This window comes from Vibrio sp. MOR3 (assembly GCF_001557775.1).
Taxonomy (GTDB): Bacteria; Pseudomonadota; Gammaproteobacteria; order Enterobacterales; family Vibrionaceae; genus Vibrio; species Vibrio jasicida.
The window spans coordinates 21,421-34,505 of sequence record NZ_LNRD01000012.1; the positions used below are offsets into that span (position 1 = coordinate 21,421).

Annotated in this window: 13 protein-coding genes; 8 read left to right on the forward strand and 5 right to left on the reverse strand. The window is 46.5% G+C overall.

All coding sequences use genetic code 11. The features are described from left to right. Positions 1–16: 16 nt before the first annotated feature. The 6 genes from atpG to yegS all read left to right on the forward strand — a co-directional run bounded on the left by atpG (position 17) and on the right by yegS (position 5,375). Entirely contained in the window at positions 17–877 is an 861-nt protein-coding gene (atpG, locus tag ATB76_RS19800) for a F0F1 ATP synthase subunit gamma (RefSeq protein WP_039976906.1), read from the forward strand. A 23-nt stretch (positions 878–900) separates the two neighbouring features. Then, positions 901–2,286, forward strand: coding sequence for a F0F1 ATP synthase subunit beta (gene atpD / locus ATB76_RS19805; protein ID WP_042602448.1), 1,386 nt, complete (start codon positions 901–903; stop codon positions 2,284–2,286). 15 nt (positions 2,287–2,301) lie between these two features. After that, the gene (locus ATB76_RS19810; protein WP_038878839.1) at positions 2,302–2,739 is read left to right on the forward strand and encodes a F0F1 ATP synthase subunit epsilon; all 438 of its coding nucleotides are present in this window, start codon (positions 2,302–2,304) and stop codon (positions 2,737–2,739) included. 249 nt (positions 2,740–2,988) lie between these two features. After that, positions 2,989–3,414, forward strand: coding sequence for a bifunctional diaminohydroxyphosphoribosylaminopyrimidine deaminase/5-amino-6-(5-phosphoribosylamino)uracil reductase RibD (locus ATB76_RS19815; RefSeq protein WP_038868111.1), 426 nt, complete (start codon positions 2,989–2,991; stop codon positions 3,412–3,414). A gap of 140 nt (positions 3,415–3,554) precedes the next feature. After that, positions 3,555–4,457, forward strand: a complete 903-nt coding sequence (locus ATB76_RS19820) for a LysR family transcriptional regulator (RefSeq protein WP_038867898.1) — start codon at positions 3,555–3,557, stop codon at positions 4,455–4,457. Positions 4,458–4,469: 12 nt separating this feature from the next. Next, positions 4,470–5,375 carry a lipid kinase YegS gene (gene yegS, locus ATB76_RS19825; RefSeq protein ID WP_042606045.1) on the forward strand — a complete coding sequence of 302 codons (906 nt, stop codon included), beginning with the start codon at positions 4,470–4,472 and terminating at the stop codon, positions 5,373–5,375. Positions 5,376–5,441: 66 nt separating this feature from the next. On the opposite strand, the gene ATB76_RS19830 is transcribed toward yegS, so the two are convergent. The 4 genes from ATB76_RS19830 to ATB76_RS19845 form a co-directional block, all read right to left on the reverse strand. Further along, complete coding sequence (locus tag ATB76_RS19830) at positions 5,442–5,777, reverse strand: NirD/YgiW/YdeI family stress tolerance protein (protein ID WP_039976903.1); 336 nt, start codon at positions 5,775–5,777, stop codon at positions 5,442–5,444. Between the two features lie 17 nt (positions 5,778–5,794). Next, the gene (locus tag ATB76_RS19835) at positions 5,795–6,442 is read right to left on the reverse strand and encodes an AcfA family outer membrane beta-barrel protein (protein ID WP_038867892.1); all 648 of its coding nucleotides are present in this window, start codon (positions 6,440–6,442) and stop codon (positions 5,795–5,797) included. 136 nt (positions 6,443–6,578) lie between these two features. Further along, a complete protein-coding gene (locus ATB76_RS19840; protein WP_038878833.1) occupies positions 6,579–7,562 on the reverse strand; it encodes an HAD family hydrolase in 984 nt (327 codons plus the stop codon). A gap of 210 nt (positions 7,563–7,772) precedes the next feature. Beyond that, positions 7,773–8,561, reverse strand: coding sequence for an SUMF1/EgtB/PvdO family nonheme iron enzyme (locus ATB76_RS19845; RefSeq protein ID WP_039976900.1), 789 nt, complete (start codon positions 8,559–8,561; stop codon positions 7,773–7,775). A 176-nt stretch (positions 8,562–8,737) separates the two neighbouring features. Between ATB76_RS19845 and ATB76_RS19850 the strand changes: the two genes are divergently transcribed. After that, the gene (locus tag ATB76_RS19850) at positions 8,738–10,060 is read left to right on the forward strand and encodes an anaerobic sulfatase maturase (RefSeq protein ID WP_061035994.1); all 1,323 of its coding nucleotides are present in this window, start codon (positions 8,738–8,740) and stop codon (positions 10,058–10,060) included. 10 nt (positions 10,061–10,070) lie between these two features. Continuing rightward, on the forward strand, positions 10,071–11,144 hold the full coding sequence (locus tag ATB76_RS19855; RefSeq protein ID WP_038878828.1) for a tetratricopeptide repeat protein: 1,074 nt from the start codon (positions 10,071–10,073) through the stop codon (positions 11,142–11,144). Between the two features lie 254 nt (positions 11,145–11,398). Here the strand turns inward: ATB76_RS19855 and ATB76_RS19860 are convergent, their stop codons facing one another. After that, positions 11,399–13,045 (reverse strand): VRR-NUC domain-containing protein, encoded by a 1,647-nt coding sequence (locus ATB76_RS19860; RefSeq protein ID WP_061035995.1) that lies wholly within the window; start codon positions 13,043–13,045, stop codon positions 11,399–11,401. Positions 13,046–13,085: the final 40 nt, after the last annotated feature.

Here is a 13,085-nt window from a genome sequence, read left to right on the forward strand (position 1 = left end):
CTAACAGGAGTCCGTTATGGCAAATACCAAAGAGATTCGCACCAAAATTGCTAGCGTGAGTAGCACGCAAAAGATTACGAGTGCGATGCAAATGGTCGCCGCCAGCAAGATGCGCAAAGTGCAGGAGAACATGCAGGCGTCCCGTCCTTACGCGGAAAACATGCGTAAGGTTATCGGTCACGTCTCGTCCGGTACGCTGGAGTACAGCCATCCTTTCCTTCAAGAACGCGAAGTGAAGCGAGTGGCTTACATCATCATCTCATCCGATCGGGGGTTGTGTGGTGGCCTGAACAGTAACTTGTTCAAAAAAGTATTGGCAGAAATGCAAGGCTGGCAAGAGAAGGGCGTTGAAGTAGATACGACGCTCATTGGTTCGAAAGCAATCAGCTTTTTCCAGTCCCTCGGGAAAGTAATGGCGCAAACTTCTGGCCTTGGTGATGCACCAAAACTAGAAGACATGTTGGGCGCGGTTAACGCCATGATGGAGCACTACTCCGAAGGCAAAATCGACCGCTTGTTCCTCGTTTACAACCAGTTTGTAAACACCATGGTGCAAAAGCCAACGGTACTGCAAATGCTGCCGTTCCCGAAAGAAGACATTTCACGTGATAAAGAAGCTCGTTGGGATTACCTCTACGAGCAGTCTCCTCAAGACATTCTCGACCACTTGATTCAACGTTATGTCGAATCGCTGGTTTATCAGGGTGTGGTTGAGAGCATCGCTTGTGAGCAAGCCGCGCGGATGATGGCAATGTCAGCCGCGACTGATAACGCAGCGCAACTTATTGAAGACCTACAACTGGTTTACAACAAAGCGCGCCAAGCGGCGATTACTCAAGAGTTGAGTGAAATTGTATCCGGCGCGCAAGCGGTTTAGAGAGAGAATTTGAGGTTTAGATTATGAGTATTGGCAAAATCGTCAAAGTCATCGGTGCGGTGGTAGATGTCGAGTTCGAACAAGGTGAAGGCCCGAAAGTCTACGATGCACTGAAAGTAAACGATGGCAGCGATGGCTCACTGATGCTGGAAGTTCAGCAACAGTTGGGCGGCGGTGTGGTTCGCTGTATCGCAATGGGGTCTTCTGACGGCCTTAAACGTGGGCTGGAAGTCGAATCAACAGGCCATCCGATCACGGTTCCTGTTGGTGAAGAAACCCTAGGTCGTATCATGAACGTGTTGGGTCATCCAATCGATGAGTGTGGTCCTATTGGCGAGCAAGTGTCTTACGAGATTCACCGTGAAGCACCGAGCTATGAAGAACAATCAAGTAGCACTGAGTTGCTCGAAACGGGTGTTAAAGTTATCGATTTGATTTGCCCGTTCGCGAAAGGCGGTAAAATCGGTCTGTTTGGTGGTGCAGGTGTTGGTAAGACTGTAAACATGATGGAGCTTATCAATAACATTGCAAAAGCTCACTCAGGTTTGTCGGTTTTTACCGGGGTTGGTGAGCGAACTCGTGAGGGTAATGACTTCTACTATGAAATGAAGGAAGCGGGTGTTCTGGACAAAGTAGCCATGGTTTATGGTCAGATGAACGAGCCACCGGGTAACCGTCTACGCGTTGCGCTAACAGGTTTGACCATCGCAGAACGTTTCCGTGATGAAGGTCGTGACGTACTGTTATTCGTGGATAACATTTACCGTTACACATTGGCAGGTACTGAGGTATCGGCGTTGCTTGGTCGTATGCCATCTGCGGTAGGTTATCAACCGACACTGGCAGAAGAGATGGGTGTGCTTCAAGAGCGTATCACGTCGACTAAAAATGGTTCTATCACGTCTATCCAAGCGGTTTATGTGCCTGCGGATGACTTGACTGACCCGTCTCCTGCAACCACATTTGCGCACTTGGATGCGACAGTGGTACTTAACCGAAACATCGCGGCAATGGGCTTATACCCAGCTATTGACCCGTTAGATTCGACGTCTCGTCAATTGGACCCATTAGTAGTAGGTCAAGAGCATTACGACATCGCTCGTGGTGTGCAGCAGACATTACAACGCTACAAAGAATTGAAAGACATCATCGCCATTTTAGGCATGGATGAATTGTCTGAAGACGACAAACAAGTGGTATCACGTGCTCGTAAGATTGAACGTTTCCTTACTCAGCCATACCACGTAGCAGAGGTATTTACTGGCGACCCAGGTGTTTACGTTTCTCTTGCCGATACAATTCGCGGCTTTAAGGGGTTGTTAGCGGGTGAATACGACGATATACCTGAGCAAGCGTTTATGTATTGCGGCAGCATTGATGAAGTGCTTGAAAAAGCGAACAAACTGTAAAGCGCGGGAGGCACTATGGCCATTGCGGTTACCCAAAGTACGTTTCAACTGAATGTGGTGAGTGCAGAAGGTACTCTCTACTCTGGTCCGGCCCATGCACTTGCTGTCGCTGGTGCGGATGGTGAACTCGGTATTCGTCCGGGCCATTCTCCATTGATCAGTAAAATCAAGCCAGGCGTTGCTCGCATTGTGGGGGATTTATCGAAACCAGAAGAGATCTTATACGTTTCTGGTGGGTTAGTTGAAGTTCAACCGGATGTCGTTACGCTGCTTGCTGACACCGCGTTACACGGTAAGGATATTGATAAAGCTAGGGCGGAAGAAGCCCGCAGAGCGGCGGAAGAAAATATTCGTGCGCACATGGACGACATTAGCTTTGCACAGGCACACATGGAGTTGAACAAGGCATTGGCACAACTTCGTGCAGTTGAACTGACGATGAGAATTCGTTAGCCAACACTTCGGAATGCGGTCTGAAGAGTGAGTACCCAAGTCAACTCGTCGTTCAGGAGGTTGACTTCATTGGGTCTAATTAAAGCGGGGCAACTTCGGTTCGCCCCGTTTTTTATGGAAAAAGGGAGGAGAGTGAATTGTTTGATGGGACAAAACGTATCAATATTGCAAACACTTTTATATAGCGAGGAAAGCATGCTGGCGTTAGAATCCATCACCCAAATTTTGAATATTGAGAATCAACATCAAATGAGCCAACAATTTATGCTTCGCGCGTTGGAAGTGTCTCGCAACGCGTTGCCTGCTTGTCAACCAAACCCACCTGTCGGCTGTGTACTCGTGAAAGACGGTCAGATTGTGTCAGAGGGGTACACTCAAGCGATTGGTGGTAACCATGCTGAAGTTGAAGCGTTAAAGGCTTATCAAGGTGACTTGAGCGAAGTAACGGCATATGTGACATTAGAGCCTTGTTCTTTTGTTGGGCGAACGCCAGCTTGTGCTGCGACACTCGTTAATTGTGGTATCCAGAAAGTTGTGGTTGCCATGTTAGACCCTGACCCTCGCAATGCAGGTCGCGGTATCGATATGCTCAAAGCTGGTGGTGTCGACGTCGAGGTCGGTTTGTGTGGCGAAGCGGCCAGCGAGTTTCTCACGCCGTATCTAGGAAAATCTTGAGCGGTTTTCAGAATTGTCTTCGTCAGTGGAGGGTCAAAACTGTCGAAAACATGCATAAACGCTCAAATCCAGTGCTTTGGCTCGTTTCAGATCAGACTGTTAGCTAAAATAAAACTAACTCCCCGTTTTATGTTGGCGAAATGAAAAGTACTGATTTAAATCTCATCCCCATTTTTGTGGCAATCTATGAAGAGCAGAACCTATCTAAGGCTGCTGCCCGATTAGATATAAGCCAACCCGCTGTGAGCAAGGCCCTTGCACGCTTGCGTGATATCTATGATGAGCCGTTGTTCCACCGCAGTAATTCTGGCGTTGAGCCGACCAGCTTCGCGATGGATATTTATCCAGCCATGGTAGCGGCGCTAAAAAACTTCACTTCTACACTCTCCGCCTCAAGTAGTTTCGATCCTAAAGTTTCTAATCGTATTTTCTCGATCGCTTGTGTTTCGGTAGCCAGTTATGAGTTGATGCCACAATTAATGCGCCAGATTCGAGAGCATGCCCCAAAAATTACGCTCGAAGTTCACCCACTTTTTACTGAAGATTATGAGAGTGACCTGCGCCTACAGCGCTATGACTTGATCATTGATCTTCCGCCGCGTGGGCGCACCGTACTGAAAATGGAACCGATTTTTTCCGAGCGTTTGATGGTGGTATGCAATGCTGAGCACCCTAGAATTCAAGATACATGTACGGTGAAGCAATTTTTGGCAGAAGAGCACGTTGTGGTGTCTCGTTGGCATGCTAGAAACAGTTTGTTGACGGGAGAAGACATTGAAGACTTGGCGAGTCGCAATATTGTTTATCGCGCCGCAGGGGCAATGGAAATGTTGCCAGTGATCGATGGGAGTGAGTACATCGGAATGTTACCGTTTTCGACCATCAACCATTTTTCTAAAACCTATAATATCAAAGCGGTTCCGCTGCCATTTAGTGACAGTGAGCATGATCTTTGTGCAATTTGGCATTCGAGTCGTAGCAATGAAAGCGCCCACCAATGGTTAAGAACGCAAATCAAACAAGCGGGTAAAGCGATTCGATAACGAGGAGTAAGTATGAAGGCAATACGTGCCATTTTAAATGGTAAAAAAGCGGGTACTCCAGAGTTGCGTAACGAGATCTTCCGCATGCGGGAGCAGGGCGTAGATGTTCAAGTTCGCGTGACATGGGAATCTCAAGATATGGCGCGTTTGGTCCGAGAAGCGGTCAATGAAGGCGTTAAGCGTATTGTTGTGGCTGGTGGCGATGGCACTGTTAATGAAGCGGTAACGGCATTAAACCAAATCGAAGTAGATCGCCGACCTGAGCTGGCGATTATTCCGATGGGAACCGCGAATGACTTTGCGACGGCGACGCAAATTCCCACGACGATTCGCGAATCATTAGCGCTGGCGATAAACGGTGATGCTGTGGCAGTCGATAGCGTAAAAGCCAATGATCGTTATTTTATGAATGTTGCGGCTGCAGGGTTTGGTGCAGAAATTACCGCAGAGACGCCCGTAGAGCTGAAGAACTTTCTTGGGGGCGGTGCATACACATTGACGGGATTGGTAAAAGCGCTCGGTTTTAAACCCTACGATGGGACGGTCACGATAAAACAAGGCAGCTATAATGGGGAAATCCTAGTTGGTGCATTCTGTAACAGTCGTTTGGCTGGCGGAGGGCAAGAGCTCGCCCCAAATGCATTCATTGACGACGGTGTTATGGACATCACTCTCGTTCACCCATTTCTGCCTCATGAATTGCCGCAAGTCATTCAGGAAATTCAAAATCCAACCGAACTAGGGCAATTCGTTAAACACACTCAGGCAAGTTGGTTAGAAATCGATTTTCCTAAGTTGTTGCCGCTCAACTTAGATGGTGAGCCTTACCGCTCGAGTAAAATTCGTTTTGATGTTCAAGCTAGAAGCATCAACTTGGTACTTCCACCGAATTGCCCTTGCTTATGTGTCGATTCATAATAAATTTAAACTTATACACAAAAGCCACCTAAGTGAGGTGGCTTTGTCGTTTTTAGCGCGGAGAGCTTAGATTTTTTGGATAGTATCAACGTCGATTTGCATTGTTGTCCACTCTGAATCAACTTCACCACGAATCGCGACCTTATCTTGTGGTGATACGTCTTGGCCCATCCAATCTTCGTTGTCGATTTCAACTTGGATTTCGCCCGTCTCATCCTTAAACAAGTAAGTCTCGTCACCTAAGGCTTGGACAATGTTCCCCGTTAACAGAACAAAACTATCGTCAGCGGCATTCTGCGCTTCTTTGACGGTATTAATGGCTGATGTCGTTGGGCCAGTAAAAGCGGCCAACGCAGAGCCTGATAAAAGAGCGAGTGTGGTAGCTAAGATCAGTTTCTTCATGCTAGAGGCTTCCTATATTAAAAGTAGTAGGTTGAACCTACGTTAATCGATGCTGTGTTTGCGTAGCTATCAAGTTGGTACTTCGCGTTTGCGCCGATGGTCAATTGAGGGAAGATTTTGTATTCCGCACCAACAGAGAAGACGGCACCCAACTCGTTATTCTTTTCTGTGCTGTGGAAAAGGGTTTTGCTCATTTCCACATCGTCATTTGAAACCAGTTCGTGCTCTTCGTACTTACCGGCTTTCGATTCGTATTGTGTGTAGCTCAGACCCGCTTTTACTTTGGTGGTCCATTTATCGTTTAATGCATAACTAAACACAGGTGCAAGCGTGATTTGTTTTGCCTTGATGGATGAATCCCATTCCATTTCGCGGTGGTAGTCTTTCCCATCAATATTCTGGATGCCTAGGTTCTTTGAGCGGCTATCTTCTAGTTCAAATTGGTTGTAACCCAGTTCTACTGCCCAAGAGTCGTTAATAGAGTAGCCAACAAAGCCACCAAAAATACCGTCTTCCAATTCAGGGTTTAGATTCACACCGTCAGCGTCAAAAGATGTCTCAAAATCGTGGTCAGTCGTGCCGAATCCATATTCCAAACCTACATAGGGCGCTGCTGCAACAGAGAAAGAGCTTGCCGCTAGGATTGTCAGGAGTGTTCTTGTCATTTTTGTTTTACCTCTTCGTTTTGATGAGAGGCATTGTGTGTGAAGAGTCGTGAAGTGATCGTGAAGAAAAGCCTAACGTTTGAAAATAAATAAAAAACTCCCCATGAAGGGGAGTCTCTCATCTACAAAGGCGTATTTAGTAAACCGTACACCACTCATTTTTCATGTCGATCAGGTGCCAGTTATCACGTTGGTTGGCCTCATCCATCGCTTTGTCTAAGTGCCCCACACTCGATTTACGGTCGTACTTCCACTCGCGATCTTCATCAGTGTGATGAACGATCATTGCCATAGAGTTTGGTTGGCTTGTTGCCCATTGCATCATTGCGTGGTCACCATCTGAGTTACCAATAGCGAGTACTGGTTTCTTACCAATGATTTGTTGAATATTTTCAACTTTGCCCGCTTTGTCATCAATGGTCAGGATCTCATCTAGCTTAGTGACGGTTGGCTTACCGTCGTTGTAGTCGTACTTGTATTTCAGTGCACTACCAATGATTTGTTGTTCTGGAATGCCGTAAACCTCTGGTGCCCAAACACGCATAAAGTCCACGCCACCGCCGGAGACAATGTAAGTTTTAAAGCCGTGTTCTTGCAGGTAGGTCACCATTTCACGCATCGGCTTATAAGTCAGCTCTGTGTAAGCTTTGCCGAAACGCGGATCTTTTGCGGCTTTCAACCACTCAGAAACTTTCTGTTGGTATTCTTCTACTGTCATGCCACTGTGGGTGACTTTTACGATCTCAAGTAGCGCTTTTTCACCACCCTTAAAGACGCTTTCGATGTCATCATTCAATACGGATTTGAACGGCTCTTTTGTCTTCCATTCTGGGTGGTCTTTTGCCATGAGTTTCACTTCGTCTAGCGCATAAGCCAGTTGGAAGTAGAATGGTTTTTCCGACCATAAGGTACCGTCATTGTCGAATACCGCGATACGGTCTTGTTCAGGAATGAACGTCGACTTGGTTGTATCCATCGATTGGTCAACATAGTTCACAATAGCCGTTTTGCTGTCGCCATCTTTCCATGATGGTAATAAGTTTGGATCGCAGTCTAGTGCCATCGCAGAAAAAGATAAGCCAGATAAGACAGCTAGGGCGCAGATGTGTTTCTTGTTCATATTATTATTTACCTAAGTTTGTATGTATTGTTCGAGTACATTCGAGGTGAAATATCTACCCAAGTTACTTTCGCTGAACTTTGCATCTCGAGGTTACTTGGGTATAGAGAAGAACAACGCGGGTTTAGCCTCTTTCCCTAACCATAGACGTAATTACTTGTTAAGAACTCGCAAAGGGGCAGTAACGTCGCTTCTCATGCGTAATCGTGCTTAATCAGCATCTTTAGCAAGGCGAAGTCCCATGTCCGACATAATTATAGACTGGCTAGCGAAATCACGACGGAAATTCTCTGATTCATCAGAATCATAAGCAAAGCTGCCGCCTCGCACGGACTTGTGTGCTAGGCCGGCTTTTTCATCTTTAGCGTTGTTTGGATTCTCGGTTGTGCCATAGCGGTAGAAAGTATCGTCATACGCGTCGATCACGAACTCACCAACGTTACCTGTCATGTCATACAGACCAAGTTCATTAGGTTGTTTTTGACCAACGGGATGAGCTTGGTTTTTGGAGTTGTCGGCATACCACGCCACATCAGCAATGTTGTTTGAACCTGCGTAAGTGAAACCTTGGCTCTTGTTACCCCCTTTTGCGGCAAACTCCCATTCCGCTTCTGTCGGTAAGCGGTAGTTTTCACCGGTCAGCTCGTTCAACTTCTCGATGAAGTAATTCGCCTGCTGCCAGCTCAAGTTGTTAACCGGGATGTCTGCACCTTGGAAGTAACTCATTGAAGAACCCATGACAGATTCAAACAATTCTTGAGTGACCTCGAATTTGGAAATGTAGAAGCCGTCTACCTTTACTTCGCGTGCTGGGGTTTCTGCCTTCTTGGCGGAGTCGCTGTCCGATCCCATGACAAATGAACCGCCTTCAACCAACACCATGTCTTGATCAATGTTGAGCGCGATAGGGTGCGGTGATTGAGTCGCACAACCACTCATTAATACGCTGAATGATAGAATGGAAAGTGCGGTTAACGATTTGCTTTTAAATGATTTCATCAATAGTTTCTCGCCAAAAAAGTCACGATAAATATTAGCAATAAACGCTATGAAAAAAGGTTATAAACGGTATAACAAGCCTCTTGTATTAATGGGATTTATGATTAGGTCATCAAGGTGAGAATGGCGTTGTTATGGTCTTATCATCTTAACTTTCATTCCGCTAAAGGTGACTCATGCATATTACTCAAGGTCCTCAGTTCAATGGTAAAGCGTCTAAGCGTTTACATGTGATGGCAAAGCCAATTGGTGCGGCATGTAACATAGACTGTACGTACTGTTACTATCTCAGCAAGCAGGACTTACTTGAGTATAAAAAAGGCTGCACGCCAGTAATGGATGAAGCAACACTTGAAACTTACATTCGCCAATACATTGAAGGGCAAAACACACCAGAAATCATCTTCTCTTGGCAGGGTGGTGAACCAACGATGTTGGGTTTGGATTACTTCAAGAAAATTGTTGAGTTTCAAGCGAAGTACAAGCCTGAAGGTGTGATAATTTCCAACGATTTGCAAACCAACGGTACGTTGCTGAACGATGACTGGTGTGCATTTCTAAAAGCGAATAATTTTTTGGTCGGCTTGAGTATCGACGGACCAGAGATGTTACACAATGCTTACCGTACCAACCGAGCAGGGCGAGGCACGTTCAAGCAAGTGATGAATGCTGTGGAGCTCTTGCACGCTCATGAAGTAAAGTTCGCGACACTGACTTGTGTGAATAACCTAACGAGCCGTAACCCACTTGAAGTGTACCGATTCCTACGTGATGAAGTTCGCTCTCCTCAAATGCAGTTTATCCCGATTGTTGAGCAAAAAACGTTCCGTACTACCGCACCTCAAACATGGGAGCCGCAAGAGCAGTTGAGACAAGGCGACAAGCGTCTTATTCCTGGTCACAAAGACTCGGTCGTTGAATCTTGGTGTGTCGCGGACGAGGCTTGGGGTAACTTCCTTATCGCTATTTTCGATGAGTGGGTACAAAACGACATTGGTAAAGTCTTCGTTCAATACTTTGAAGCGAGTGTCGAGGCGTGGATGGGTCGCAGAAACCCGCTTTGTACACTCGGTGAAATCTGCGGTAAAGGCTTGGCAATTGAACCAAACGGCGATGTTTTTGCTTGTGACCATTACGTTTACCCAGAATACAAGATTGGCAACATCCACCACGAAAAATTAGACACGTTGGCGTATGGTCCTGAGCAGCAAAAGTTTGGCTTTGCCAAGACTCGCTCGCTAACCAAGCAGTGCCAACAGTGTGATTACCAATTCGCTTGCTACGGCGAGTGTCCGAAAAACCGTTTCATTCGCACCAAAGACGGTGAACCTGGGTTGAACTACCTGTGTGCAGGTTGGAAAAAGTTCTTCTCTCATGCTGATAAGGCAATGGCATACATTCTTCGTGCAACGGGTAACCCTGTGGCACATGGCAAATACAGTGATGCCGTTTTACGCCAACAAGCGGCGAAGCGTCCTGTATTCGAAACCAAATTTTAAGGGGATTGATATGACATTCTCAAAAACGTTATTAGCCATCGCTCTAGGCGTCACCGTAAGCCAATCTGTTGCAGCGCAGGATGAAACCTTGTTAGCACCGGACCAAGTTTCTTCTGCGAGCGTAACAAGTGCTGAGGAAACCCATTCAGCACAGATGTCGCCACAGCAAGTGGTTGCGAAGTGGTCTTATCAAGCTCAAGACGTGAAACAGCCAGTAGAAAAGCGTATTGAAGCGTTGCATGAGCTCGCGAAATACCCAAGTCAAAACGCGCTGGTGGCAGTTGCACGCAGCTTACAAGACCAAGACGCTGCGATTCGTGAAGCGGCTATCGTTGGCGCTGAACCTTACACGATTGAGCATCGTTGGCGTATGATTGAGCCACTGTTGAGTGATCCAGAGGCGATGGTTCGTATTACTGCTGCGACCAATTTAGTGCGTGATTTTTCTAACGTGAGCAGCGAGCAGCAGCAAACGCTTGAAGCGCCGGTTGCTGAACTGATCAGCTACTTAGAGCACAAGAAAGACGACGGCTCCAAACTGTTATTAGCGGATGTGTATCGTTGGCATCATGAATGGGATAAAGCAGATAAAATCTATCAAGCTTTGGTAACCAATCAGCCTGAAAATCCACAAATTTGGTTAAGCTTGGCCGACAACTACCGAGCGCAGCAACGCGATGCCGATGCGGTCAAGACGTTGGATTCTGCGATCAAACTTCATCCTGATAATGCGTCTTTGCATTACTCGAAAGCGCTGACGCTGGTGCGTTTGGATGAGAAGAAGAATGCAGCGACAGAAATCGAAAAAGCGGCCAACATGGCGAAAGATAACAGCTACTACTGGTATCTCAATGGCGTACTGCAAGAAGACTACAACCTAGACAAATCGGTGAAGTCTTTTGAGCAAGCGTATTTGATCTCTGGTGCGCCGGAACAGCTTTATGCGGTTTGTGACATTTATGTTCGTTACGACAACCCGAAAACAGATGAGTGCTTGGGCGAACTAGAGAAAGTCGCACCAAGCTACGTGATTGATCAATTGAAAGAGAAGAAAGGGCAGAAGAACGCCAAAGTAAGTAGCTAAGACCATTCTGGCTCTTTTCTTAACCTTGTGCTGTTATACCCAAGTAACCTCGAGATGCTAGGTTCAGCGAGAATGACTTGGTTTGTAGACGCGGCGGCGATTTAAAGATCTAGTCACTCTAAATCAAGAATCGACAACAAAGTATACAAGCCAAGACAGCTCGCCCTTCGGGAGCGTGTCATTGCCCCGATCTCTGCGTCAAACAACTTGGAAAGAGCTGGCTATTACGCGGCGTCGTTTTCCTTGACCTCGAATCAATGACAACGCTCTGAATCCTGCATCTTGAAGTCACTTGGGTATACATAACAGACTGAGAACGGCACATTGAGGCGATTGAACTCCTTGATCCAACGCCATTGGTTATCTTGGAGTTTATCGCCCGGACCTTTCACTTCTATCCATTCAAACTTCCCATCTTTAAATGCAATCAAATCCGGCATACCGTTTCGATAGAGTTTTAGGTCGCTTAACTGCACGTTAAACAGTTCGACCAACAGGACATTAGGGATGTGTTCAAGAGCAAGGGATAACAACTCTTCGTTCACATATGCCCAACTGACGAAGGGATTACTGATACCAATTTTATCTCGGTATGTATCAAACAAAGCCTGTGTATTCCCTTGTTGAACTTGCTCAAGCGCATTGTCGATAAGCTGCTTTCTTTTATCGGCAAAATCGGCGTGATACAAATCCAATGGTCGATGTTGATAAGCGTTAATGAATGCGCCTTCTATCGGTGCAAAAATCGCATCCCATAAGGTTAAGCCCAACAGGCTGTTAAGTAGAGTATTCTCGGAATAGAAAACGGTCCAACCTAAACTTTCGAAATGCGCTTTGGTTGCGAGCTCCACCCGTTGCTGAGATAGATCCAATTCGATGTGGTATTCGCTGCATTTTGGGTTGGTGGCTCTCGGGACTTTCAAGCCTTGTTTACGTTTAACGCGTTGTTCGAGCTTCTGTGCCACCTCAAACTCAGAGATATCAATAGGGTCAGCGAGCATATCCGTGACAATGTCACTAAATAAATCGTTTTGTTCTAGCTTGTCGTAGATGCGAGCACGACGTTCTCGGCTTGGCGCGAGTGTGGTCGTCTCAAACAGTGCGATTGCAATTTCAAGTTCGTTTATGCGCTCGTAATCGCGGGCAATGTCGTTAATCATGTGTTCACGTTTACGGTCGACGTAGCGATGTTCAACCCGTTCTGGCATCGCTTCGATAAGAACATCGAGATTCGCTTTTTGTTTTCTGTCGCATTGCCAATAAAGGTTGGAGAGCTGGCTGAGCTCAATAAGACGGTCGATTTGCTCTCTGCTCTCGAAAAATCGACGCGCTTTACTTAACTGGTATTGTTCGAATTGGTGTAAGCCTAAATCATCGAGCACGAACTGGCTGAGGTCTTGATGGGTATTAGCAAAAAACAGCGTCAGCAAAACATCAATCATGTGTGCGGAGTTCAGCTTAATCACCGTGAAATCCAGAGCCTCAAATAGCTCGAAACGCTCTTCACTTAGGCATGCCACTAACGCCTCTTTCTTGAGGGATTTAGGATGCTCAGGATAGAGTGTGGCGATCTCTGGCTTGGTCAGTAGATTCGCTGCTAATTCTTGCGTTGTTAGGTCAGGGGAGAGCGAGACAAAATCATGAGCTGCCAATTCATCCAAAGTAGACTGGATATTCTCGATTTCTTGATAGTTGAGTTTGTCGCTGCGAAACCAGCACCCTTTACGGCTGTATAGACGAACAAGAAGACACTGTGCGGGTTTGTTTAAGCTTTCAAACGCGGATAGCCATTGGTGCTCATCTGAGCAAAGTAAGTCGCTGTACCACTCGGTAGCGTGCTGTGTGAGCTTAAAGAAGTTATCGAGATAGTAATCTGGCGCGAGTTCGACGGTGTTTTCCATAACCAACTAACAATAAAAAAGGCTTAACCCATAGGTTAAG